At 33.7% G+C, this 26,870-nt stretch carries 23 protein-coding genes; 19 read left to right on the top strand and 4 right to left on the bottom strand.

Features of this window, described 5'->3' with window-relative positions:
- Window positions 1-112: 112 nt before the first annotated feature.
- Window positions 113-1,102 carry an ATP-binding protein gene (locus J2Z35_RS12740; protein ID WP_209661784.1) on the bottom strand — a complete coding sequence of 330 codons (990 nt, stop codon included), beginning with the start codon at window positions 1,100-1,102 and terminating at the stop codon, window positions 113-115.
- Between the two features lie 17 nt (window positions 1,103-1,119).
- Entirely contained in the window at window positions 1,120-2,394 is a 1,275-nt protein-coding gene (locus J2Z35_RS12735; RefSeq protein ID WP_209661783.1) for a DnaD domain protein, read from the bottom strand.
- A gap of 188 nt (window positions 2,395-2,582) precedes the next feature.
- On the opposite strand from J2Z35_RS12735, the gene yycF reads away from it, so the two are divergent.
- The 12 genes from yycF (at window position 2,583) to J2Z35_RS12675 (ending at window position 14,309) form a co-directional block, all read left to right on the top strand.
- On the top strand, window positions 2,583-3,278 hold the full coding sequence (gene yycF, locus J2Z35_RS12730; protein ID WP_209661782.1) for a response regulator YycF: 696 nt from the start codon (window positions 2,583-2,585) through the stop codon (window positions 3,276-3,278).
- Window positions 3,279-3,282: 4 nt separating this feature from the next.
- The gene (pnpS, locus tag J2Z35_RS12725) at window positions 3,283-5,091 is read left to right on the top strand and encodes a two-component system histidine kinase PnpS (protein WP_209661781.1); all 1,809 of its coding nucleotides are present in this window, start codon (window positions 3,283-3,285) and stop codon (window positions 5,089-5,091) included.
- A gap of 105 nt (window positions 5,092-5,196) precedes the next feature.
- Entirely contained in the window at window positions 5,197-5,658 is a 462-nt protein-coding gene (locus J2Z35_RS12720; RefSeq protein ID WP_209661780.1) for a hypothetical protein, read from the top strand.
- Between the two features lie 9 nt (window positions 5,659-5,667).
- A complete protein-coding gene (locus J2Z35_RS12715; RefSeq protein WP_209661779.1) occupies window positions 5,668-7,002 on the top strand; it encodes a two-component system activity regulator YycH in 1,335 nt (444 codons plus the stop codon).
- Complete coding sequence (yycI, locus tag J2Z35_RS12710; protein ID WP_209661778.1) at window positions 6,989-7,771, top strand: two-component system regulatory protein YycI; 783 nt, start codon at window positions 6,989-6,991, stop codon at window positions 7,769-7,771. The genes J2Z35_RS12715 and yycI overlap by 14 nt, the downstream gene beginning before the upstream one ends.
- Window positions 7,772-7,846: 75 nt before the next feature.
- Window positions 7,847-8,635, top strand: coding sequence for an MBL fold metallo-hydrolase (locus J2Z35_RS12705; protein ID WP_209661786.1), 789 nt, complete (start codon window positions 7,847-7,849; stop codon window positions 8,633-8,635).
- A gap of 23 nt (window positions 8,636-8,658) precedes the next feature.
- A complete protein-coding gene (gene htrA / locus J2Z35_RS12700) occupies window positions 8,659-9,750 on the top strand; it encodes a serine protease HtrA (protein WP_209661777.1) in 1,092 nt (363 codons plus the stop codon).
- A gap of 239 nt (window positions 9,751-9,989) precedes the next feature.
- On the top strand, window positions 9,990-10,757 hold the full coding sequence (locus tag J2Z35_RS12695) for a ParA family protein (RefSeq protein ID WP_209661776.1): 768 nt from the start codon (window positions 9,990-9,992) through the stop codon (window positions 10,755-10,757).
- Window positions 10,747-11,664, top strand: a complete 918-nt coding sequence (locus tag J2Z35_RS12690; RefSeq protein WP_209661775.1) for a ParB/RepB/Spo0J family partition protein — start codon at window positions 10,747-10,749, stop codon at window positions 11,662-11,664. Before J2Z35_RS12695 ends, J2Z35_RS12690 begins: the two co-directional genes overlap by 11 nt.
- A gap of 112 nt (window positions 11,665-11,776) precedes the next feature.
- Window positions 11,777-12,115: a 4a-hydroxytetrahydrobiopterin dehydratase gene (locus tag J2Z35_RS12685; protein ID WP_209661774.1), complete on the top strand. Its 339-nt coding sequence runs from the start codon at window positions 11,777-11,779 to the stop codon at window positions 12,113-12,115.
- A 175-nt stretch (window positions 12,116-12,290) separates the two neighbouring features.
- Window positions 12,291-13,343, top strand: a complete 1,053-nt coding sequence (locus J2Z35_RS12680; RefSeq protein WP_209661773.1) for an aromatic acid exporter family protein — start codon at window positions 12,291-12,293, stop codon at window positions 13,341-13,343.
- Window positions 13,344-13,406: 63 nt separating this feature from the next.
- Complete coding sequence (locus J2Z35_RS12675) at window positions 13,407-14,309, top strand: helix-turn-helix transcriptional regulator (protein ID WP_209661772.1); 903 nt, start codon at window positions 13,407-13,409, stop codon at window positions 14,307-14,309.
- A gap of 152 nt (window positions 14,310-14,461) precedes the next feature.
- On the opposite strand, the gene J2Z35_RS12670 is transcribed toward J2Z35_RS12675, so the two are convergent.
- Window positions 14,462-15,544: an NAD(P)H-dependent flavin oxidoreductase gene (locus tag J2Z35_RS12670; protein ID WP_456298340.1), complete on the bottom strand. Its 1,083-nt coding sequence runs from the start codon at window positions 15,542-15,544 to the stop codon at window positions 14,462-14,464.
- A gap of 319 nt (window positions 15,545-15,863) precedes the next feature.
- Here J2Z35_RS12670 and J2Z35_RS12665 point away from each other — a divergent pair, with 319 nt between their 5' ends.
- From J2Z35_RS12665 to J2Z35_RS12635, 7 genes are all read left to right on the top strand, one after another.
- Entirely contained in the window at window positions 15,864-17,102 is a 1,239-nt protein-coding gene (locus J2Z35_RS12665) for a competence/damage-inducible protein A (protein ID WP_209661770.1), read from the top strand.
- A gap of 31 nt (window positions 17,103-17,133) precedes the next feature.
- On the top strand, window positions 17,134-18,609 hold the full coding sequence (locus J2Z35_RS12660) for a sigma-54 interaction domain-containing protein (RefSeq protein WP_245330901.1): 1,476 nt from the start codon (window positions 17,134-17,136) through the stop codon (window positions 18,607-18,609).
- Between the two features lie 382 nt (window positions 18,610-18,991).
- Window positions 18,992-20,461 carry a 4-hydroxyphenylacetate 3-hydroxylase family protein gene (locus J2Z35_RS12655; RefSeq protein ID WP_209661769.1) on the top strand — a complete coding sequence of 490 codons (1,470 nt, stop codon included), beginning with the start codon at window positions 18,992-18,994 and terminating at the stop codon, window positions 20,459-20,461.
- 19 nt (window positions 20,462-20,480) lie between these two features.
- Complete coding sequence (locus tag J2Z35_RS12650; protein WP_209661768.1) at window positions 20,481-21,761, top strand: acetyl-CoA hydrolase/transferase family protein; 1,281 nt, start codon at window positions 20,481-20,483, stop codon at window positions 21,759-21,761.
- 48 nt (window positions 21,762-21,809) lie between these two features.
- Window positions 21,810-22,925, top strand: coding sequence for a 4-hydroxybutyrate dehydrogenase (locus J2Z35_RS12645; protein ID WP_209661767.1), 1,116 nt, complete (start codon window positions 21,810-21,812; stop codon window positions 22,923-22,925).
- Between the two features lie 221 nt (window positions 22,926-23,146).
- On the top strand, window positions 23,147-24,499 hold the full coding sequence (locus tag J2Z35_RS12640; RefSeq protein WP_209661766.1) for an aldehyde dehydrogenase family protein: 1,353 nt from the start codon (window positions 23,147-23,149) through the stop codon (window positions 24,497-24,499).
- 279 nt (window positions 24,500-24,778) lie between these two features.
- A complete protein-coding gene (locus J2Z35_RS12635; protein ID WP_209661765.1) occupies window positions 24,779-26,449 on the top strand; it encodes a BCCT family transporter in 1,671 nt (556 codons plus the stop codon).
- 133 nt (window positions 26,450-26,582) lie between these two features.
- On the opposite strand, the gene J2Z35_RS12630 is transcribed toward J2Z35_RS12635, so the two are convergent.
- Window positions 26,583-26,789, bottom strand: coding sequence for a DUF3841 domain-containing protein (locus tag J2Z35_RS12630; protein WP_209661764.1), 207 nt, complete (start codon window positions 26,787-26,789; stop codon window positions 26,583-26,585).
- Window positions 26,790-26,870: the final 81 nt, after the last annotated feature.

Below are 26,870 nucleotides of genomic sequence, written 5' to 3'. Positions count from 1 at the left end.
ACATTAGATTCTAATGAACCGCCGTATACCGAACGGTACGTACGGTGGTGTGAGAGGTCGGTAGATAAAATAATTATCTACCTCCTACTCGATTTTTTGCTTTAAACTGGGTTTAAAGCTTCCATCTTATGTCGCTGCCATAAAACTCAAAGAAGTCAAATAGCATCACTAGACGGGAAAATATTCTATCCCCATAGGTTTCTTTAATTTCAGATGGAGATAGGTTTGTAGATATTATAAGTTTTTTATTTCCCATAGATCTGATATTTATTATGTTAAAAAGCTGATTGATTACAAAACTGTTTGTAAGCTCGGAGCCAAGATCATCTATTATTAAAAGATCAGCTCCCATTATAAGGCCATAAATTTCCTTAGAGGAGCTTTTTGTCCTTTCATCTCTTGAAAAAGTATAGTCAGACAAGACCTGAAAGAGTTCAGAGGAGCTGTGATAAAGCACAGTATGTCCCTTATCCATAAGAGCCTTGGCAGCTGATGTACACATATAGGTCTTACCAAGACCAGGATTCCCATAAAAAAGAAGATTTTTAACATCCTTGTCCTTAAAGGAATCTATAAATTCAGTTGTTCTTTTTAATATGAACTGGATATTTTCCTTAGAAGAAATATCATGGCCTTCTAATATATCAGAATCAAAAAGACTTAAATTAAAGTTTGAAAAATTATCCCTTTCAATCTGGTCCATAATATTAGATTTTTTATAGGTTTCTTCGATAAGTCTGTTTATAAGGCAGTTACATTTGACCCATCTATTTTCTCTTTCCACATAGCCAGTATCCTCACATAAAGAGCAAGAATATCTAGGCTTTAATATGTCCCTTGAAATATTTTCATCAGCTAAAAATCTTTCCTTTTCTTTTTTCAAAGATTCTAACTCAGCCTTTAAGGCATCCAAAGAGCCATCGTCTCCCACTATTGCTAGTTTTGAAATCTTTAAATTTAAATAATAAATTTTATCGTCAAGCTCCAAGAGTTTTGGATAAGTTTTCCTTAAATCTCTAAGTCTCTCCTCAGCCTCTTTTTGAGCAAAATCTCTTTTTACCTTATACTGGGAAAGTATTTTGCTAAGTATCTCTTCCTTCAAATTGTTTCACCCCTTTATTACTTCTGCATTTTCATTTTAAGCTTCTTTTTTAGCTCATCATCATCTACCCTAGAAGATGCTTTAGATTTAGTATTAGAAGGTCTTTTTGAGGCTTTTTCATCTATTATATCCTTAATATCCTCAATAGATATTTTTGATGATTCAGTTGAAATTTCGGAAGCACCCACTTCCTTCTTTTGAGAAGGATTACTTAAAAAAGATGTAAGGGCACTAAGGGTCAGATTATCCTCTTCTTTTTTCAAATGTCTAATTCCAGAGATTATTGCATCGATTGGAAAGCTAAAGTAAAGATAGTTTAGGAGATTATCCTCTTCCTTAGATAAAAGGCCTTTTCTTCTTCCCATTTCTTCAATAAGAGTCGTCCTAAATTCTAAAGAGGAAATAGAAGCGTTTGGAGATTTAAACTCTAATACTTTATCTCTTTTAGATAGTTTAGTGCTCCAGTTTTTTAGTATTCCGTTAATATAGCTTAGGTTTGGGGTTTTAATTGATGTAGATTTTTCAAAGGCTACCTCGATTACCTCCATTGAAAAATTCATATCGTCAAGCCAAGAATCCATGAGTTTTTCTTCCGCCTTTGATGGAAGTCTATATTCTCCCATCATAGAAAGTATTCTTCTATATTGAGAATATCTTTGATGTCTTTGATTAAGATGATATTTTAAATCCTCTTCGTTTGATATTCCATCTAAAATCCATGTTCTAAGTATTGAAAGTGCACTATTTACTGTTTTTGATTTTTTCATAGTAACACAAAAGGAAAAAGCTTCAACCACAAGAGCGCTCTGAACTGAGTACTCTTTCATGAATTCATTTATAGTTCTGATTTCATTATAATTAAGGGTTCTTTTAACTATTGTTTCAATTGAATCAAACATATTTTTAAGATGGTTATTTTTAGACAAAAGGAGTAGCTCATCTGTAGTAACTGAAGACTTAGACTCCGGTTTATTTAGGTAAAGAGCCTTAAGATCTAAAAATTCAATGCTGTAGTCCCAGATTAGACCATTCTCTTTTTGATGTTTTTTCACAAGCCCGCAGCTCTCTAAAAAATCCCAGGCTTCAAGCACATCTTCTAGGGAAACCTTGAGCATAGAAGAAAGCTTTTTATTATCAATATCTTCCTTGACTATATCTTTTTTGGAGAGATGATATCCATAAAGATAGACTTTTACATATTTGCCATCAATTACAGGCATTATCTGATCAAAAAATACGGTAGGAATACTCAAATCAGATAGATTTACATTTTTTTCTTCGTGAAAAAACAAAATATCACTTCCTTAAAAGACTTTGCATTTATTATATAATATTATATCATAAGGCTAAGGATGTAACTTTACTTCCTAAAATTTGGTATAATATATTTTAATCATTTTTTTAACTAAAGCCTAGATTTTAAAAGTTTGATTAGAGCAAACTGTGAAGCTTTTAAACTGGCTATCTGGAGGTATTATTTATGAAAAACAAAATACTTATAGCAGAAGATGAGAAGCCTATTTCCGATATAATAAAATTTAATCTTGAAAAAGAGGGTTATGAAGTAATCACAGCCTATGATGGAGCAGAAGCTCTAAAAAAGGCTCTATCCGAAACCCTTGACCTTATAATTCTGGATGTAATGCTTCCCTCTATGGATGGTTTTGAAATATGCAGAAAAGTAAGGGAAAAACTATCTACTCCAATTGTTATGGTTACAGCAAAGGAGGAAGAGGTAGACAAAATACTTGGTCTTGAGCTTGGAGCCGATGATTATATTACAAAGCCTTTTAGCATTAGAGAGCTTGTGGCTAGAGTAAAGGCAAATGTAAGAAGACACGAAATGAACCTCGCAAGTGAAAATAGTGCCACAGAAATCATAACCTCTAACAACCTTAGTATAGATCTTATGAAATATGAGGTTAAAAAGGAAGGAAAGGGAATTGATCTTACTGTGAGAGAGTTCGAGCTTTTGAAGTTTTTAGCTAAGCAAAAAGATCAGGTTTTTTCTAGAGAGCAGCTCCTTGAGAGAGTATGGGGATATGAATATTATGGAGATATAAGAACTGTAGACGTTACAGTACGAAGACTAAGAGAAAAAGTTGAAGATGATTCATCAAACCCTTCCTACATAATGACAAAAAGAGGCGTAGGATATTATTTTAAGGGGGAGTAAATTTTTGCTTAAAAGTATAAGGTATAAGCTTATAGTACTCTATTTTTTACTAGTTTTTATTGCAATGATAATAGTTGGAGTATTTATAACGGACCAATTTGAAAAATATCACCTTGATCTTGTAAGAGAACAGATAACAATAATCTCAAACAATGTAGTCAGGGATATAGTACAAGATATAGACCTAAGAGAAAATCAGCAGGAAATCCAGCAAAATCTGACAAGAAGAACCATACCTTCTGGGTATGAGATATCAGTAATTGAAGGAGGGAGTTATGATATCATAGCTTCTACAAACACGGAGTTTGTAGAAAGGAAATCTTTTGAGGTCCTAGAAAAATCCGTAATTTTATCGAGTCTTTCAAATAGGATAACAGAGCTAGATACAGAAAGCTCAGATAACAATAACTACAGGGTAAAGCATATGGCATTTTCCTTTATGGAAAACGATGAAAATGAAGTTGATTATATAATATACGCAAGAGCTAGTCTAGATACAATATACAGGACCCTTTCAAAATCTACGTTAATACTAATTCAAGGAACCGTAATAGCGCTATTTATAACCATAATTCTGGGGTATTTTATATCCGGATCTATTACAGTGCCTATAAATACTCTTACAGTTAAGGCACTAAAAATGGCTAAGGGAGACTTTAGCCAAAGAGTTCATGTCAAATCAGACGATGAGATAGGTCAACTTGGAAGCATGTTTAATTACCTTACTGAAAAGCTTGATAGTACCCTTCTTGAGATATCATCAGAAAAAAGTAAGCTTGATGCTATCCTAAACCATATGGCTGATGGATTAGTTGCAATTGATAGATCGGGGAAAATAATTCATCATAATCCAAGTTTTGTAAAAATGCTAGGAATAAGTGAAAGGGATATTCAAGGAAAAAGTTATGATAGAGTTATAAGAGCTTTTTCCAAGGAACTGGAATTTTCTTCTATAATACAAAAGACTTCTTCAGACAGTGATAAAAACGTAATTTTTGAAACTAGGGACAAAAAAATATTAAATGCATCCCTTGCACTTTTTAGAGATGATCTAGGAAGGACTTCAGGAGCCATAGTTGTATTTCAGGATATTACAGAGAGCCAAAAGCTTGACAATATGAGAAGAGAATTTGTTGCAAATGTATCCCATGAACTTAAGACCCCTATTACAACAATAAAAAGTTATACAGAGACTCTTTTAGATGGTGCCCTTGAGGATAGTTCTCTTGCCAGAAATTTTTTAGAGGTAATAGAAAAGGAGTCTGATAGAATGTCATCACTTGTGAAAGACCTTCTACAGTTATCTCATATTGACTATAAAAAGGTAAACTGGGATTTTCGACCTTTAGATTTGAAAGAGGTAGTAGAGGATTCTATTTCTAAGATGGATATGTATTTTAAAGAAAAAAAGCAGAATTTAGATTTGAATCTTCCCCCTAATGAAGTAAGGGTTGTAGCAGATAGAGTAAAATTTGAGCAGGTTCTTATAAATCTTATATCAAATGCCATTAAATACACACAACCTAGAGGAAATATAAAAATTTCGGTGGATACTGTGGATAATTTTGCCCTTGTAAAAATAGCAGATAGCGGAATAGGAATACCCAAAGAGGATGTTTCAAGGGTATTTGAAAGATTTTATAGAGTAGATAAGGGAAGGTCTAGAGTGCAGGGGGGTACTGGTCTTGGGCTATCTATAGCTAAAAATATTATAGAGGAACATGGTGGGGATATAACTGTAAAAAGTGAGCTTGGCAAGGGTAGTGAGTTTATGATTTCCATACCTGTTGATAACTCTGTGGATATGTTGTAATTCATATTTAATTTAGGTGTAACGAATTTGTAACAATATCTGTGTATAATTCTAGTATAGATATACTATATTATTATGAGTTTGTTATGAGGAGGAGGTGTTTAGATGAAAAAACTAACCGTAGTTATTGTTCTTTTGTTAACTTTAATGTCGACAGGAATTAATAGTTTCGCAACAGGGGCAGGTGGCAATGCGAGCAATAGCACATCTATAAGCATCACTGCTCCTAAGGATGAAGTAACTGTTACAACAAATGAAAAAATTTTATTGGCGGGTCTTGGAAGTCCTAATGATACTCTAAAGATACAGCTGTTTACAAAAAACGGAAATGACTATACCACTTTGAGATATGAACTCAATATCTTACTGGAATCAATAGGAAACTTCAACAGAGAAATACAGCTTTACCCAGGAGACAACAAAATTGTTGCAACCCTTACAGGGAAAAATGGGGAAGCTAAGGAAGTGAGATTTGTCAGATATAACAGAATAACCAACACTGACATAAACAACCTTATAAAATCAATGAGCTTGGGAAATACTATTAATAATATGAATGGTCAGTAGGTAGATTCTATGTCAAAAGAAAAATTTAAAACCCTTATTTTAATAATACTTTTTTTGAACTCACTTGTACTGATATTTGTAAGATTTAACTTTATAGAGTATTTCGATTTTTATGGCATCAGAAATGGGTATTCAGCTAGCGTGCCAATTGAAATAGAAGACAGTATTAAGCCCTCTCAAGTGATAGTACGCTTTGGAGGAAATAATCTTACAAAGATACTTTCTGAAAAAAACACATATTATAATCAAGGAAAAAATATTATAAAGCTTGGAATCTCTGGAAATGGGAACTTACATACAATATCCCAGGAAAGATATATGCAGACCAAGGCGTCAAAAAGCATTCAGTTTAATTTTACTTCCCTAGACGGAAAACTCCTATCCAGGAGTTTTTTTTTAGAAAAGTCCATTGTGGATGATTTAAAAGGGATTAAAGAAATACTGATTCCTCTTGTTGATGAAAACTTTATATATATAAAGACTCAAACAGAGCATTATAGGATACCGATGCCACTACCAAATAAAATGGATGTGGTTGATAATCTTAGTGAAGCTGATTATTTGAGATATTACTCTCTTGATTATATATTTGACAGCACCAGTCATGCTCTAGTACCTGTGGAGTTTGAACTTTCCTATAAATCTTACGACACTATAAGTAGTCTGGGATCGGGTCTTGGAGAAGATATAGCCCGCAAGATATTTAAGGAAAGATATGATTTCGTAAATAAAACAGTAGAGATAGATGGTTCTAATATTTATACATATAACTATGGTCAAGAGCTTTTAAAAATAAGGCCAACGGGATATGTAGAGTATTTGAATGAAAGTATATCAGCAAAAGAATCCTCAGTAGAGCTGAGCGTTGTGACCGCTATGGAGTTTTTAAATAGCATAGGAATCACCCTTGATCAGATTATATATGAGGAATCAGAAGAAATCACGGTAAAAGGAAGAAAAGGATACAAAGTCATGTTTTCAGACGTGGTGGATGACCTTAGAGTCTTGTCTTCAAGTCAAAGATATGATATTACTGTGGTGATTGTAGGGGATAAGGTATATTCCTTTACAGGAATAAGAAGAAGTCTTTTACCCTATGATTTTTCAACAAATGTTTATATAATGGGCCCTCTTGAAGTCTTAAACGTACAATTTAACTTCCTAAAAGAGAGAACAAATATAGAAAATGCAATAGGACTTTTTAATAAAATAGAGGAGATAGAGCTGATTTATTTTATGGACCAAAACTATATTCTTATTCCTTCATGGAGGATTAAGATAGAAGATAGGGACTATATATTTAATTCATATACAGGGGAGATATTGAACTATGGACTGGGCTAAAGCAAAAACTTATTTAATACTAGCTTTTGCTATAACCAATATTATTCTTATGTCCAATATATTCTCAGACTATGGAGGCTCTTTGAATAAGACTTATTTTTCTAAGGAATCAATAGAAAACTTCAATGAGCTTTTAACTCAGCAGGGCATCTCTTTAAGCACGGAGCTTCCCAAAGACACTCCCAAAATGGGGACCCTTAAAGTAGAGTATGAGAAGATAGATGAAGAAAAACTTGATGTCCTTTATAGTGATTATGGGATGGGACTTCAGGTTATGGATAGAAAGCAAATAACAATAAATTCCTATCATAATATCCAGGAAATTTCAAAAGAAAATGTTATAAAAGAATCTGAAAAATTTATGAAGGCCCATGATGATACGTGGGATTATGAAATAAAATATATAAAAGAAGAAGATGAATTTACTACAATATATTATAATTCATTATTTGAAGACATGTTTTTAGAAGAGAGTTATATGTCTTTTACCTACGATATACATGGAGGCTTTAATCTTGAGATGATAAGGCTCCATGTCTTAGAAAAGGGAAAAAATAAAAAAGAAGTGATGACTTCTGTGGAAGCTGTCATGAGAACTCTTTCCCAATTAGAAAGAGGTGACGATATCACAGAAATCAGATTAGGGTATTACCTCTATATGGATCAAAGTGTTCCTATCACTCAAACACGAAGTGCTACGGCCTTTCCGAGTTGGAGAATTAAAACAGCAGATGGAAGATATTTTTATGTTCAAGCCTTTGAATTCTAAGCCATCTCTTAAATTATAGAGATGGCTTTATGGTATAATAAAATAATTAAACTATAAGGAGAAAGCTATATGAACATGAGATATATCTCGGTAGCCTCAGGAAGTAGCGGCAACTGTCACTATATAGAAAAAGGAAATACGAAGATTCTAGTGGATGCAGGAATTAGCGGAAAAAAGATTGAAAACGGATTAAAAGAGCATATGATTGATTTAGCAGGGCTAAATGGAATACTTGTCACCCATGAACATACTGACCATATCAAAAGCATAGGAGTAATATCAAGAAGATATGATGTGCCTATATATGGAACAGAAAAGACTTGGGAATCTATGGAAAATTCAATTGGAAAGATTAAAGAGCATAATAAGAGGGTATTTTTATCCAGTGAAGATACTTTCATTGGAGATATATGCGTAAAATCTTTTCCGACGAGTCATGATGCAGTAGACCCTTCAGGATTTACTTTTAGGGATAGTAAAGGCAAGATTTCAATTGCTACAGACCTAGGCTATATAACAGATGAAGCAAGAGCTGCTTTAATAGGCTCAGATATTGTAGTCCTTGAGTCAAATCATGATATCGAGATGTTAAAGATGGGGAGCTACCCATATTATTTAAAAAAACGGGTGCTTTCAGAATACGGACATCTCTCTAATGTAGATGCTGGCAATTTGGCGAAAGATTTGATTAAGACTGGAACAAAATCCATACTTCTTGCCCATTTAAGCAGAGAGAACAATATGCCTATGATAGCCCGTCAAACAGTATCTAGCATACTTGAAAGTGAGGGAATTTGTTCTAAGAAAGACTTAAATCTTACGGTTCTAAGCCGAGAATTTGTTTCTGACATTTATACTTTGTAGACTAATTTAAAGGAGATGAGACTATGGCGTCTAAAGGTGGAGGTTTTATTACCGCATTTATTGGTGCTGTTTTAGGGAGTGTGCTTACAATAGTAGCAATTTCCCAAAATTTAATTCCAATTGGAAATATGGATATACCTAATGAAAACACAGGAAATCCCACAACAAGCATAAGTATAGAAGGAGAAAGCATGGAAAACGTCTATAAGGCGGTAGTACAAAAATCTATGCCCTCGGTTGTAGGAATTACGACAGTAACTACAGTGGGAGACCTCTTTTTTGGAACGAGACAAGCAAGCGGAGTTGGAACAGGAGTTATTGTAGATGAGAGAGGGTACATACTTACAAACTCTCATGTGGTAAATGACGGAGCAGCCAATCAAGTAAGAGTTCTTTTTTATGATGGGACAACTCAAGATGCAGAGGTTCTTTGGAATGAAAAGGCTCTTGATTTAGCTGTAATAAAAGTAGATACTTCAGGACTTCCAGTAGCTGAGCTTGGAAATAGTGACGAGGTTGAAGTAGGGGACCTTGCTATAGCCATAGGGAACCCGTTGGGCCTTGACTTTGAACGTACAGTAACCCAAGGTATAATAAGCGGATTAAATAGAAGTATTCAGATTGAACAAAATCTTGTTATGGACAATTTAATCCAAACAGACGCATCTATAAACCCTGGAAACAGCGGGGGACCACTATTAAATTCTAGAGGGCAGGTCATTGGAATCAACTCTGCAAAAGTGAGCACTGGAGAAGGACTTGGATTTGCAATTCCTATAAATATGGCTAAGCCTATAGTAGATCAGTTTATAGAAAAAGGAGAATTTCAAAGAGTCTATGTAGGAATAAGAGGGATAGACTTAGAATACTATAAACAGGCTACTGGAGAAGATTTTGCTGTTGAAGAAGGGGTTTATATAGTTGACATTGAACCTTCAGGAGCTGCTGAAGCTGTAGGAATTTTAGAAGGAGACATAATTGTAGAGCTTGGTAGTTCTACTATCACTAATATGTCTACTCTTGTAAGAGAGCTATATAAATATAGGCCAGGGGATACAGCTACGATAAAGATATTAAGAGGCACAGAAGAAATGGAGTTTGAATTAACTTTCTAATACACTTTAAAATCACAAAAATTGTGGAACCTAGTTCCACAATTTTTTGCTTTTTAAAAGAAAAATTTTTCCATAAAGTGAAAATATAGACCTGCAACTAAGATAAATACCGTATAATATAAATTAAGAATTTTAAAAATCAATATAAGAGCCTTAAGACTTATTAAAAAAGATAAGCTGACTTAATGCTGGACGGAAGTATATTCATGAATATTACATATGTATAGGAGGGCGGCTTTGTGAAAACGAAAATAATTGCTGTTTCCAATAATAAAGGTGGTTCTGGTAAAACTACAGTTAGCGGAAATTTAGCATACTCACTTGCAGAAAAAGGGCAGAAAATCTTACTTATAGATGCTGATATGCAGATAAATCTAACAAGATCTTATGACATTCAAAGAAATATGAATAAGAGCTTATACAATGCTCTTTTAAAAGAAGATACTCTAGAAAAATATATTATAAATACAAGATATGAAAATATTGACATAATAATTTCTGATCATATGCTTTCATCAATAGATATGGAGCTTTTTACTAAAAAACTCAGAGAGACAATTTTTCAAAGAATGCTAAAACCTGTGGTAGAGTCAAACATCTATGACTATATCATTATAGATACATGTCCATTTTTGGGACTGTTAAATTACAATATACTTGTAGCAAGTAACTATGTTCTAGTTCCAGTGGAGCTTTCTGCATTTGGAATAGAAGGACTTGAGCCACTAACAAATTTCTTTGAAGAGGCAAGACTTATAAATTCTAGTCTTCAGCTTATGGGAATCGTAGAGACTAAGGTGGATTTGAGAGAGAGCACTACAGATGTCACACGTGAAATATTAAAAAATCTCTTTAAGGGAAAGATTATGAAATCATATATACCTATTGATATAAATATCAAAAAAAGTCAGTTTGCAGGGGAACCACTCAAGGTATTTATGCCTCAATCAAGAGCAGCTATGGCTTATGAAGACTTGGCAAAAGAGGTGATTGAATTTGTCAAATAAAAAAGAGTTTATTAAAATGGATAGATTTAAAAATCTTGAAAAAGCAGCAACAAAGATATCGGAATCAGCAGGAGATTTTATAGAAGAAGCTAAAGACAATCTAATCTCTAGATTTTCTACAACCGATTCACAACTAAGGGAGGAGATATATCTAGATAAGCTAGAGGATGCTCCAACTGAATGGAATTTTTATGATCCTCTTTCCCATGAAAAGATGGTTGAATTAACAGAGTCTATAAAGGAAAAAGGCCTTATGCATCCTCTTGTTGTTTGGGAAAGAGAGGATAATTATATAATACTTTCTGGACACAATAGAAAAAGAGCATATGAAATACTTTTTAAAGCTACAAAAGAAGAAAAATATTCAAAAATACCATGTCTAATAAAAGGAAAAAGCGAGATTTCAGAGGATGAGGCTAGAGAAATCATAGTCGATACCAACTGGATTCAAAGGGAGCTTTCTACACTTGAAAAGGCAAAATCCATTTCTGAAAAATATATTAGGCTTGGAAGAAAAGCTCACTCTGGGGACGGAATTAAAAGCAGGGATTTAATCGCTAAAGAATATGGCATAAGCGGAAGGATGGTTCAAAACTACTTAAGTCTAAAAAAAATCCTCCCTGAATTTGAATCTATGCTCAGGGAGAATAATCTAACTATAAAATCAGCTATAGCAATTTCAAAATTGCCAATTGATATGCAAATGTGGATGCACGAGAATTTTACAAAAAAAGAGCTAAAATCTAAAGAAGTACTTAATATAAAAAAGGAGATGACTAAAAAAGATATAGAAAATCTCCTTAAAAAAGACGATGAATATATAAGACTTAGTCTAAAAATCCCTAAAGAACTTAAAGACGAGTTTTTAGAAATGACAAAAAACTGGCTTAATAATAAAGAAATATAATAACAAGTCATGTTTTACAGACAAAAATCAAGGTATATTTAATATAAGGCTTTTAATAAGTCTTATATTAAATATGGATATTATTAATTGAAGTATCTAAGGAGGGATAAAAGTGAATAATAAAGAGAGTCTAAAAGATCAAAAATGTATACCCTGCTCCATAGATACCCTTCCTATCCAAGGAAATGAACTTAGAGAAATAATGGAAGATTTAAAGAGTGGATGGGAACTGGTAAAGGACATCCAAATAGAAAAAGTTTTTAATTTTAAAGATTTTAAAGAGGCTCTTGATTTTGTGAACAAAGTTGGAGCTATAGCAGAAGAAGATGGACATCATCCAGATATTGAGCTTGGGTGGGGAAGAGTTAAAGTAAAGCTTATGACCCATAAAATTCATGGTCTTAGTATGAATGATTTTATACTGGCAGCTAAGATTGATGATATAGATTAACAATATAAAAAGGTTGAGAAATAGCTTTTGATAAGTTAAAATAAAATCTCTAGATAAAGTGAAACTATATTTTATCTAGAGATTTTGTTGTTTATAAAAAAAATTATATCAATCCTTGATTTTTCTATAAACAAAATAGAGTGTAGTAAACAAAAATTTACATATAGGAGGAAAAATGAAAAATTTAGCATTATCCCTAGGTCTAAAAAGAGAAGCAATGCTTTTAGACTCTAAACTTTATATAATCAAATCAACAGCTGCTATAGCAACGGGGTATCTCGTAGGAATCAACACTCCAATAGCAAATATAGACATGATTTCTGTACTACTTGGAGTAATGTACAACCTAGAGGCCATAAACGTATCGGGAGTAAAAGGGGGAATCAGCCAACTGATTGCTTCTACAATAGGAGCTGCTTGTACAGGGCTTTTAATATTTTTCTTTGGAATAAATGTATTTACTATAGCACTTGCCATGGCTCTTACACTTTATGTATCCCTTAAAATAAATTGGAGAATGGTATCTCCGGTTGCTATATTTACCTGCATATATATGACTCAGTTTATTCAGCTAAGTGCAGCGGGAAAGCCAAGTATATTACTTACATTTAGGCTCAGAATAATAGCACTTAGCCTTGGAGTCTCAATAGCCATACTTTACAACTTTCTGTTTTCGTTTTTATACTATAAAAAAATCGCATATAAACGACTGGAGTTTTTAAGGCTACAATCTCTAAATGGTCTAAAATATACAAAAAACTTACTTGAAGGAAAAGAAAGTTATGAAGGAAACAAATATAGTAATATATATTCCTCTATATTTAACGATATAGAGCTAGTCACTTCAAATATAAATACAATGCTTAAAGAATCAGACTTTCCATATAAGTCTATAGAAAAAGAAAAATTAGGTAAAATACTAGAGATAATTCAAATTCTAAAAGGAATTAATCATCTTTCCTATGATACAAGCTATGCAAAGCATGAACATTTTAGCACAGAAGATATTAAACCTGAGACCCTTATACTTATTAATAAGGTTGTAGAAAAACTAGAAAACATAGACTTCACTAAAGATAATAAGGATTTTAATCATATTATAAAGATTCAAGAATTTAAGGATTTTAAAGACAATAAAGATTTTAAAGAAGATAGAATAGCTTGGAACTTAATCTCAATGACTAAATATATGAACCAGATATTAGAAAAAATACCAAGTCTTTATTAAAAAGACAAGGAAGGTCAAGAAAATAAAATTTTCAAATGATATCCTAAATTTAGAGGTGAGGATATGGATAATAAGGCAAAGGTGGAAGCTGTTCAAAAAATGCAGAACTTTATAAATGAGAATATCACAAATCCGATAACACTAAGCATGTTATCGAAGGCTTCAGGATACTCTCCATGGTATAGTGCAAAGATATTCAAAGAACTCATTGGCAAGAGTCCTTTTGACTATATCAGAAATATAAGGCTAACAAAGGCGGCAATTAAGCTTAGGGATGAAAATGTAAAAATAGTGGATGTTGCACTAGATTTTGTATTTGATTCTCATGAAGGCTTTACAAGGGCGTTTTCAAAGCAGTTTGGAATAAATCCCAAAAAGTACAGCAAAGAAACCCCACCTGTAAAATTGTTTATGTCTTATCCTATATCCCATTATTACAAAACTCTAGAAAAAGGAGAGGATATTGTGGAAAAGCAAAATACTATTTTTGTTCAAGTTATTGAAAGACCTGCTAGAAAATTAATACTAAAAAGGGGAAAAACGGCAAAGAATTACTTTGAGTATTGTGAAGACATAGATTGTGAATCGGCATGGGGTATATTATCGAGCATTAAAGAAGCACTATATGAGCCTATGGGGATGTGGCTTCCTGAAAATATGATCAAAGAAGGTACATCTTCCTATGCTCAAGGGGTAGAGGTGCCACTTGATTATAATAATGAAGTTCCAGAAGGGTTTGACATCATAGAGTTAAAGCCTTGTAAAATTATGATATTTCAAGGTGAGCCATATGATGACGAAGAGTTTTTAACTGCTATAGATCTGCTTCAAGACAAAATAAAAAGCTACGATCCTAAAATCTATGGTTTTGAGTGGGCAAATGAAGATGCGCCTAGATTTCAGCTTGAGCCTTGGGGATATAGAGGTTATATAGAAGGAAGACCTGTAAGAACTATAAAAAAATAATCTCCTGAAAAATAGCTGAATTCTCAAAATTAGTAAATAAATATAAAATAAACCCCCAGCTTCTATAATTTAGCTGGGGGTTTACATATTTTAAAGGATATCTATTTTACAATCACACATTTTAAATATAAAAACTAAAAGAAATAATAAAGCTAAAGATTCTTTTCAGCCTCAGACACAAGTTCTTCAATAAGCTCCTTAACGGAAACTATTTTATCAACTTTATATGCATTGCTTCCACTAAAAACAAGTCCCTCATCTATATTGCCAGTTACAGAATTAATTAGCGCCTGGGATATGCAATAAGGCGTATCTTTAGGGTTACAGGGTACTAGGCAGTCATAACATCTTTTAACAGGAACGTTTTCAATGTCTAGTCTCTTTGTAAACTCATTATTTACAGCTCTTCCTGGCATACCTACAGGACTTTTCACAAGTCTCATGTCCTCTTCTTTTGAGTTTACATATGTATTTTTAAAATTGATGTGGGCATCACATTCGTGAGTTGCTACAAATCTGGTTCCCATCTGTACTCCAGATGCTCCAAGCTTTATATATCTTGCTATATCCTCCCCTGTAAACACTCCTCCTGCAGCTATCACAGGAATTTTTACATTGTATTTTTCTTCATATGGCTTTATTGCCTCTACAACCTCTACAACAAGCTCCTCTAGATTCTTGTGGGAAGCTGATTCAAGTTCTTCCTTAGAAAAGCCTAGATGTCCACCTGCATTAGGACCCTCTACTATAAACATATCAGATGTTCTTTTATATTTTTTGTCCCATACCTTGCAGATTAGTGCAGCCGCTTTTCCTGATGATACAATAGGCGCTATTTTTGTTTTAGAATTTTCTACAATTGGAGGAAGGTCAAGAGGAAGTCCTGCTCCAGATATTATTAGGTCAATTTCTTCTTCTACAGCTGCCATTGCCATATCCTTATAGTTTTTCATGGCAGCCAAAAGGTTGACTCCAAGTATTCCATCTTTGCAAAGCTCCTTGGCCTTTTGTATATGCTTTCTAAGAGCCCTTACATTAGCCTCTTGATTATTTTTTATAAAATCCTCTTCATCAAATCCTATCTGCACACCTGATATTACGCCGATTCCACCCTCTTTTGCAACTGCAGCTGCAAGTTTTGAAAGGGATACTCCTACTCCCATAGCTCCTTGAATTATAGGTATTTTTACATTAAGATCTCCTAATTTAAATGAATTAAGCTTTTTTATGTTAATCTCTCCTTACAAAAATATATTTTGACTTTCAAACTATATTTATATTCTATTACATTTTACTTTGAATATCAAAGTATTTTTTAATGATTTTTTACTATAGTTATTGTAAATAAAATTATTCAGGGAAACAAAAAATAATATTAGAGAAATGAAATAGATGTCTTTGATTATATGACTAGATATATAGCGTATAATATATATTGAAACTACAAAATAAAGAAAGCATATTTATAATTTAAAGTAAAGGTCTAGAAATTACGCAATTGAAATTCATAAAAATTTACGTATATTAATTAATAAAAAATAGGAGGTATTATAATTGAAAGCAGAGATTATAGCAGTAGGTACAGAGCTACTTATGGGAGAAATATTAAATACAAATGCTCAGGAGATAGCAAGGGAGCTTTATCATCTTGGAGTAGACGTGTATCACCAGTCTGTTGTTGGAGATAATTTGATTAGGGTGTCTAAAGAGCTTGAAACTGCCTTTGAAAGAGCTGATCTTGTAATTACAACAGGAGGACTTGGGCCAACAAGAGATGATATCACAAAGGAAGCTGCAGCAAAATTTCTAGATAGAAAAATGATTTTAGATAATAATACCCTAGAGAGCCTTAAACTCTTTTTTAACTCTAGAGGACTTGAGGTAAATGAAGGAAATAAAAGACAGGCATATTTTCCAGAAGAATCCACAATCATAACAAATAATAATGGAACAGCTCCAGGATGCATGGTGGAATTTGAAAATAAAATCCTTATAATTCTTCCAGGGCCACCAAGGGAAGTAAAACCAATGATGAAGGAGTTTGTCCTTCCATATCTGAAAAAGCTTCAAGGAAAGGTTTTCGTATCAACTACCCTAAATATTTGTGGTATTGGAGAAGGACATATGGAAGAAAAGATAATTGACCTTGTGGAAAAGCAGAGCAATCCAACGATTGCACCATATGCAAAAGAAAAAGGACTTACCCTTAGAATCACAGCAAGTGGAAAGACCCAAGAAGAGGCTAAAAAAATTCTAGAGCCTATAGAAAAAGAAATAGAAAAAAGGCTGGGACTCGATATATTTGCAAAGGGAGAGACTGATCTTGAAAGCGTAGTCTCAGATATGCTAATAGAAAAGGGGCTTACCCTCTCTACCGCTGAATCTTGCACAGGTGGAATGCTATCATCAAGGATAATAAACTATCCAGGGGCATCCAAGTTTTTCAAAGAAGGGCTTGTAACTTATTCCAATGAATCTAAAATAAAAACTTTAGGAGTGCAAAGCGAAACCATAGAAAAATATGGAGCAGTTAGTGAACAGGTAGCTAAAGAAATGGCTCATAGAGTAACTATAGTCTCTAAAAGTGATATAGGCATTAGCGTAACAGGAATAGCTGGGCCAGATGGAGGGACAAAGGAGAAGCCCGTAGGCCTTGTTTATATTGGACTTTCTATAAATGGAGATATAAAGCTGAAGAAGATAAATCTTTGGGGAAATAGAGCAAATATAAGGAGAAGAACAACCACAGAAGCACTTGATTTTTTAAGAAGAGAGCTTATAAATCTAGGATAACACACAAAATACCTACAAAAGGAGGTTAGCTTTGAAGGATAATAAATTTCAAAAATCCAAAATATGTGGCAAGGAAAAATGTGAAGAATATGAAAATGCTCTTATTGAGCTAAAAAAAGTAAAAAAGCTTACTAAAAAGCTAGATACAGTACTTGAGTCCTCATATGACGGTATGTATATTACAGATGGAGAAGGAATCACACTCAGGGTCAATAAGGCTTATGAGAGAATCACAGGGCTTAAAGCAGAAGAGTTTGTGGGAAAACATGTAGAGTATCTCGTGAAAAAAGGGATAATATCAAAATCCTGCTCGAGCTTAGTTTTAGAAAAAAAAGAAATTGTAACCATAGAGCAAAGACTTTCAAATGGAAAGATTGTACTGGTTACTGGGACACCTATATTTGATGATGACAGCAATATAGAGATGGTAGTAATAAATGTAAGGGATATAACTGACCTTATAGCCCTTAAGGTAAAGCTTGAAGAGAAAGACAGGCAGGTCTATGAGTTTAATTCACAAATAGAAAAGCTAAAATCCCGACTTTTTAAAGATGAAAATGAAAAAATAAGGTCTCAAAATAAATCTATGAAGACTGTACTTGAAATGGCTAAAAGGGTTGCATCCCATGATACCACTGTTTTAGTAACTGGTGAAACAGGAGTAGGAAAAGAAGTAATAACAGAATTGATTCACAAAAATAGTCCTAGGAAAGACCAAAAGCTAATAAAGGTAAATTGCAGCGCTATTCCGGGAAGCCTTATAGAATCAGAGCTTTTTGGCTATGAAAAGGGTTCCTTTACTGGAGCAAATAAAGATGGAAAGATAGGAATCTTTGAAGAGGCCTCAGGAGGTACCTTATTTTTAGATGAGATAGGGGAATTGCCTTTTAATGTTCAGGCGAAGCTCCTTAGGGTCCTTCAGGAAAATGAAATAACAAGGATTGGATCTTCAGATTCAATAAAAATAGATGTAAGGATAATAGCCGCAACAAACAGAGACTTACAAAAGCAGGTCAGGGAAGGAAATTTTAGAAGCGACTTATATTATAGGCTAAATATTATACCCATTCATATACCGCCCCTTAGAGAAAGAAAGGAAGATATAATAAAGCTTTCTAAAGAATTTTTAGATGAACTTTCATTAAAATATGGAGAAAAAAAATCCATATCAAACAGCTGTTATGAAATCCTTACTACCTATGAATGGCCGGGAAACATAAGGGAACTCAAAAACTTAATTGAAAGACTCTATGTGATGGTTGAAGGAGATAAAATAAATTCCTATGATATTCCTGAGTATATAAAAGATATTGATATAGAATTTAAAACCACAAAAACATCCCTTAAAGAAGCTGTTTTAGAGCTTGAGATTAAAATGATTGATGAAGCCTATGAAAGATATAAAAACGTAAGGGATGCATCTAAGAGTCTAGGTATTGATGCATCTACCTTTGTTAGGAAAAGACAGAAATATGAAAGAAAAATGATAAAAAAATCACAAATATAAAAAATCGTATGCACAAATGCAACTTATGGCAAATTTGCAACAAAACTATTTTTATAATTTTTTTCTAGAATTTTTAAGTAAACAGAGAGAATTTAAGCTATATTAATGTTTTTTTGAAATAGTTAATAAGTAAAGTGATGCAAAAATACAACAAAGTTTCTATAAATAATAAAATTATAATGCATAAAAAAATATTTGATAAATAAATAACTAACAATATTGTGAGTAGACACATTGGTATAAAGGTTTTCATAGCAAGGTTCAGAAATATCAGAAAAAGGAAGGCTGTATTTTGGCACAGAGATTGCTTTATGTATAAATATAAAATAATAAAGTATAAAAATTTATTCAAAAATGATTATATTAAAGGAGAGATGCTGTTATGGCTCTAAAGACAAGAGAGGAATATATTGAAAGCTTAAGAAAATTAAATCTAAAGGTATATCTTATGGGAGAGCTTATTGAAAACCCAGTAGATCATCCAATGATTAGACCTTCACTTAACTCAGTTGCAATGACTTATGAGCTTGCTCATCACGATGAATATAAGGATCTTATGACAGCAAAGTCAGAAATCACAGGAGAAACTGTAAATAGATTCTGTCATATACATACAAGTACAGAGGATTTAAAAAACAAGGTTAAGATGCAAAGACTCCTTGGTCAAAAGACAGCCTCATGCTTCCAAAGATGTGTGGGTATGGATGCATTTAATGCTGTATTTAGTACTACATTTGAAGTAGACAAGGCCTACGGAACTGAGTACCATGAGAGATTTAAAAAATATATGAAATTCGTACAAGACAATGACCTTGTTGTAGATGGAGCAATGACAGATCCTAAGGGAGATAGATCCTGTGGTCCTTCTCAGCAGGAAGATCCAGATATGTTCCTTAGAATAGTTGAAAGAAGAGAAGATGGAATAGTGGTAAGGGGGGCAAAGGCTCACCAGACTGGAGCTTTAAACTCCCATGAGCACCTTATAATGCCTACAATTGCCCTTAAAGAAGGGGATAAGGATTATGCAGTTTCTTTTGCAATAGAAAGTGATGCTGAGGGAATATTTATGATATATGGAAGACAGTCATGTGATACTAGAAAGCTTGAAGAGGGTGCTGATATAGACCTTGGAAACAGCGAGTTTGGTGGACATGAAGTCCTTGTAATATTTGAAGATGTATTTGTTCCAAATGAAAGAATATTTATGTGTGGGGAATATGACTTTGCAGGAATGCTTGTTGAAAGATTTGCAGGATACCACAGACAGTCATATGGAGGATGTAAGGTAGGAGTTGGAGATGTCCTTATAGGAGCTTCTGCACTTTGCGCAGAGTACAACGGCGCAGAAAAAGCATCCCATGTAAAGGACAAGCTTATAGAGATGACTCATCTTAATGAGACCCTTTATTCATGTGGTATTGCATGTTCCACAGAGGGAACTAAAACTATGGCTGGAAATTATCAGATAGATATGCTTCTTGCAAATGTATGTAAACAAAATATAACTAGATTCCCATATGAGATTGCAAGACTTGCAGAAGATATAGCCGGTGGACTTATGGTTACTATGCCTTCGGAGCAGGATCTTAGAAATGAAAAGATTGGACCATATATAAGAAAGTACTTCAAAGGGCAAAACAATGTAGCTACAGAAAATAGAATGAGAGTACTTAGACTTGTTGAAAATATAACTCTTGGAACAGCAGCAGTAGGATATAGAACAGAATCTATGCATGGAGCAGGTTCTCCCCAAGCTCAGAGAATAATGATTGCAAGACAGGGAAATATCTCTGGGAAAAAAGATTTCGCAAAGAAAATAGCTAAAATTGATGAATCATTAAATGGAAAATAAATTTTAATGGTGGTGCTCTATGTATAAAAATAAAATAATTTCAGTAAAAGATGCGGCTAAACTTATAAATTCAAATTCTAGGGTGGTACTTGGACATGCAGCGGCGACTCCAACTGCAGTTATAAATGAAATGATAAAAAGTAAAGAAAGATATGAAAATGTGGAGATAGTTCATATGCTATCCCTTGGTGGATGTGAGTATGCAGGGGGAGACTTAAAAAATCACTTTAGACACAATGCACTTTTCGTTGGGGGAAATTCAAGAAGGCCACTTAGTGAGGGTATTGGAGATTATACACCATGTTTTTTCAACGAAGTTCCAAGCCTATTTAAAAATGAAATCCTAAAGGTAAACGTAGCAATAGTTCAGCTATCTAAACCGGATGAAAATGGGATGATGAGCTTTGGTCTTTCAAATGACTATACAAAAACAGCGGCAGAGGTAGCAGATATAGTAATTGCAGAGGTAAATCCAAATATGCCAAGGGTTATGGGAGATAATTTCATACACATTGACAAAGTGGATTATATAGTAGAAGTTGATTATCCATTATTTGAGATTAAACCTCCAGTTATAAGTGATGTAGAAAAAGCCATAGGGGAAAACTGTGCATCACTTATTGAAGATGGCTCTACCCTTCAGCTTGGAATAGGAGCTATTCCAGATGCAGTGCTACTTTTTCTAAAGGACAAAAAAGATCTTGGGATTCATACAGAAATGTTTTCAGATGGGGTCCTTGAGCTTGTAGAAGCTGGAGTTATAAACAACTCTAAAAAAACCCTTCACAATGGAAAGATGATATCCACATTTTTAATGGGCACAAAAAGGCTCTATGACTTTGTGGACAATAATCCAGATGTAGAGCTTTATCCGGTTGATTACGTCAATCATCCAGCAGTTATAATGCAAAATGAAAATCTCGTATCCATAAATTCATGTCTTCAGGTGGATTTAATGGGGCAAGTATCTTCAGAAAGCATAGGGCTTACTCAGTTTAGTGGTGTTGGAGGTCAGGTTGATTATGTAAGGGGAGCAAGCATGGCAAAAGGAGGCAAATCAATAATTGCTATGCCATCAACTGCATCTAAAGGAAAGATTTCAAGGATAGTTCCCTTTATAGACAAGGGGAGCGCAATAACCACATCAAGAAATGATGTTAACTATATAGTTACAGAATATGGAGTTGCTAACTTAAAAGGAAAGACCCTAAGGGAAAGGGCAAAGGCTCTTATAAATATATCTCATCCAGATTTTAGAGAAGAGTTAAATAAAGAATATGCCCTAAGATTTAAAGATTAAATATTACTGACAACCTTGATTTCACTTAGTCTATAAGGAGATGGAAAAATGGAGCTAATTAATATTTCAACCAATATAAATAAATTTGATACACTTAAAGACTTTTTCATGGAATTTCAGGTAGGACAAAAGGATTTGATACTTACCCATGAGTTTTTATATGATGGGTTTATGAAGGATTTGAATACTTCTTCAAGCTATATTATGCAGGAGAAATATGGAACGGGTGAGCCATCAGATGAAATGATGAACAATATTTTAAAGGACATCAAAGATATAGACTTTGAAAGGATAATAGCAATAGGTGGGGGAACAGTTCTTGATATAGCAAAGGTACTGGTTCTTAAGGATATAAAAGACGTGGTGGATGCATTTGAAAAAACAGTTCCCCTTGTTAAAGTGAAAGAACTTATTGCAGTTCCTACTACATGCGGTACTGGAAGTGAGGTTACAAACATAACAATTGCAGAGCTAAAGTCAAAGGGAACTAAGATGGGACTTGCAGTGAAAGAGCTTATCCCAGATCATGCAGTACTTATTCCAGAGCTTATAAAGGGACTGCCTTTTAAGTTTTATGGATATAGCTCAGTGGATGCACTTATCCATGCAGTAGAGTCCAATGTCTCTCCAAAGTCAAATCCATATACAAAGCTGTTTAGCGAAAAGGCTATAAGAATAATACTTGATATCTACCTAAATATAGCTGAAAGTGGAGAAGACTATAGATTTGAAAGACTGGAAGATATGCTAATTGCAAGTAACTATGCAGGCATAGCTTTTGGAAATACTGGAGTAGGAGCGGTTCACGCCCTTTCATATCCCCTTGGAGGAACATATCATGTGCCCCATGGAGAGGCGAACTATCAGTTTTTCACAGAGGTATTCAAGGTTTATAATAGAAAAAATCCTGATGGCAGAATCAAGGAATTAAATAAAATCCTTAGTGAAGCCTTAAATACACATGAAGAAAATGTATATGAAGAGCTTGATAGCTTACTTGGAAAGATAATGTCAAAGAATCAGCTACAAACATATGGAATGAAGGATGAAGAGGTAAAGGGATTTGCAAACAAGGTTATAAATACCCAGCAAAGACTTTTAAATAATAACTATGTTGAGCTTAGTGAATCGGAGATAGAAGCTATATATAGAGTCTTATACTAAAAATAAGTCCTATAAATCCAAGAAAAAAAGCATGGTTATAAGAACTCTGCCTATCAGTGCAATCAAAGTTTGCCGATGTGTCCTTTTAATTTGTTGTATTTATAATAAAAGTTTCATCCAGTAATTTTAAATTGCTGGATGAAACAACCTTAGAGTGCCATAGATGCATTTTTGATAGTTAAAAAATTAACGAAATTTAAATTTGAGAACGGGGGATAAAAATGGTTGCAGGATTAATAGAAAAGGCAAGAATAGCTCAAAAGGAATTTGAAGGCTTTAATCAGGAGCAGGTTGATTTAATAGTAAGGGAGATAGGAAAAACCGTATACGACAACGCTGAGTACCTTGCGAAGATGGCAGTGGAAGAAACAAGAATGGGAGTATATGAGCATAAAATAGCAAAAAACAAGGGAAAATCCAAGGTAATATGGAATGATCTTAAGGATAAAAAATCTGTGGGAGTTATTTCTAAGGATAGTGTTACCAATATAATTGAAATTGCAAAGCCAATAGGAGTTGTGGGAGCAGTGACTCCAACTACAAACCCTATAGTTACACCTATGTGCAACGCCATGTTTGCAGTAAAGGGCAGAAACTCAATTGTAGTGGCGCCACATCCAAGAGCTAAAAAATGCAGCGCTGAGACTGTAAGACTTATAAACGAAAGAATAGAAAAGCTTGGAGCACCAAAGAATCTTATACAAATAATCGAAGAGCCTTCCATAGAAAAAACAAACGACCTTATGAAAATGGCTGATGTGGTTGTTGCAACAGGCGGAATGGCAATGGTAAAATCCGCATATTCAAGCGGAAAACCTGCTTATGGAGTAGGTGCTGGAAATGTACAGGTAATAGTTGATAGAGAAGTTGACTTTATAGAAGCAACAAGAAAGATTGTAGAAGGAAGAACATTTGACAACGGAATCATATGTTCAGGTGAACAAACTGTAATCAGCCATAAGGAAGATTATGAAAACGTGGTAAAGGGATTTAAGGCAAATGGGGGATATCTTGTAACAGACAAGGAAGATATAGAGAAGCTAAAGACCACAATCTTTGTGGATGGACATATGAACAAGGATATAGTAGGTCAGTCCACACAGAGAATTGGAGAGCTTTCAGGAGTTAATATACCACAGGGGACAAAAGTAATCCTTCTTGAAGCTGACAACTTTGGTGAAGGTGAAATACTTTGCAAAGAAAAAATGTGTCCAGTACTTACACTCCTTAAATATCAATCCTTTGAAGAAGCTCTTTTAATTGCAAAAACAAATTTAAATATGGAAGGAAACGGACATACAGCTTCCATACACTCAAACAACCTAGATAATATAGTAAAAGCAGGAAAAGAACTTTCTGTTTCAAGACTTGTAGTAAATGCTCCATCTGCAACAACAGCAGGAGGAAGTCTATTTAACGGATTTGCACCAACAACTACTCTAGGATGCGGTACATGGGGAAACAACTCTATTTCTGAAAACTTCACATATAAGCATCTTTTAAATATCTCTAGAATAGGGATGCTTAGGGAGAATGTATCAGTAAGAGAAGATGAGCAAATCTGGAGTATATAATTTTTCTGATTTAATAATGAATATGCGCATTAAAACCACCAAATTAGATTAATTTGGTGGTTTTTTATACAAAAAAATATTTTTTTCAAAGAGTTGATAGAGCTTAATTATAGCTATTTTATCAGTTTAATTTAACCAAATAAAATTTGCAGACATCTAACAACTTTGATACAATAAACAATGTGTTTCTTAGTGGTTAATTAATAATCATGATTATATATTTGACTTTCAAACATTATATATTGATTTTTTATTGTATTTTAAGGAGAGGAAGGATTTATGCAAAAAGAAATAACAAGCAGTGAGCTTCAGCAAAAGCTTTACTCAAGAAACTTTACTAAGCATGGAATGGATATGAACCCAGTTGTTACAATATCAGCAGGAGTATTTATACTTATATTTGCACTTTATGCAATGATTAACCTAGACCATGCAAATCATGTATTTGAAATAACCAAAGACTTTATAATAACAAGATTTGACTGGGTGTTTATACTATCGAGTAATTTTTTTATAGCAGTTTGTCTATTCTTTGCATTTTCTAAGCTTGGAAATGTAAAAATAGGAGGAGTAAATAGTGAGGCAGAGTTTTCAAATTTTGCTTGGTATTCCATGCTTATATCTGCAGGTATGGGTATTGGACTTATGTTTTGGGCTGTAGGTGAGCCTTTATATCACTCTCAGTTTGCAGCTCCAATCTTTGCGAATGACGAAATAGCATACTCAGCAATGGCTACCACATTTTTTCACTGGGGACTTCATCCCTGGGGCGTTTATGCACTTATATCATTAGCACTAGCATTTTTTGCCTACAACAAAAATCTACCCCTTTCCCTTAGGTCTGTATTTTATCCATTACTTGGAGATAGAGTCTTTGGGATAATAGGAGATATTATAGATATACTTGCAGTTCTTGCATGCCTTTTTGGCCTTGCAACATCTTTAGGCTTAGGAGTACAGCAGGTAAATAGTGGACTCAATTATCTTACAGGACTTCCCATAAATGTAACTATTCAGGTAGTTCTTATTGCACTGATAACTCTAGTGGCTACCCTTTCTGTAGTATCTGGAATAGACAAAGGGGTCAAGTTTTTATCGGAAATGAATATAAAAATAGCTGTGGCATTTATGATTGCAATTTTTATATTAGGGCCATCTGGATATATAATAAGATTATTTTCAAACTCACTTGGTTTATATCTAGGAGATATTGTTAAGTCTTCGTTTTACATATCTCCTAGAAATGACACATGGCAGGGAGGGTGGTCTGTATTTTATCTTGCTTGGTGGATTTCTTGGTCACCATTTGTTGGGATGTTTATAGCAAGAATATCAAAAGGTAGAACCATTAGAGAGTTTGTACTTGCAGTTCTTATAGTACCTTCACTTTTATCCTTCATATGGCTTTCTGTATTTGGTGGCACTGCAATATATATAAATGAAATGTCAGGAGGCTCATTGTTTGAAGTTGTTCAAAACAATCTTCCAGTAGCATTATTTGAAATGATAAGCCTAATCAACATACCATTTTTGGCAGGGTTTTTTAGAATTATTTTATCTATTTTAGGTACGATATTAGTAATATCATTCTTCATAACATCTTCTGATTCTGGATCTCTGGTTGTAGATAATATAACCTCAGGTGGGAAACTGGATTCACCAGTGCCTCAAAGAGTATTTTGGGCATTTATGGAAGGGCTTGTGGCAGCTCTACTATTACTGATAGGGGGAGAAAAAGCGCTATCAGCTCTTCAGACTGCAGTTATAAGCACAGGGCTTCCTTTTGCTATAATACTTATAGTAATGACGATTTCTCTTATAAAGAGTCTTAAAGTATCTCAGCAAAAGCAAAAGAGAGTCAGAGATATAAAATGGTTTAAAAGACTATCAAAGGCAGTTGAAAAAGATAGTATAGAAGATAAGAAGATGCCGGCTAAAAAGGCTGTATAGTAAATAAAATCCTAAATTATTCAGAACTACAAAAATGTAGATTTCAGAATGATTTAGGATTTTTTCATTGGCAGCTAGGGGGAATTTTATATGCAACTGTATAATTCTTAATTATGTTTAAGGATGAAGTTTATTAAGGATAAATTATTTTTTTAATATGATTTTCATTAAATTCCCATATATTTCCCTGAACCTTAAATACATCCCAACTATCTATATCAAAGACTCTTATCCAGCTCTTTATGACTTTATCTCGCTCATCTGGATAGAGTTTTCCCTTTGGACCATCAACTAGGGAAAAAAGATCAAGACCCTTAAAACCTTTTCCTGAATTATTCATACATTTCTTTTAAAATCTTTAAAACCATTTAAGCGTAAGCTTTACAAAGGCGTAGCCTTTTACACCTATTAGGTGAAAATA

It is taken from the genome of Acetoanaerobium pronyense, from assembly GCF_017874355.1.
Taxonomy (GTDB): domain Bacteria; phylum Bacillota; class Clostridia; order Peptostreptococcales; family Filifactoraceae; genus Acetoanaerobium; species Acetoanaerobium pronyense.
This window is presented reverse-complemented; position numbering and strand designations above follow the sequence as displayed.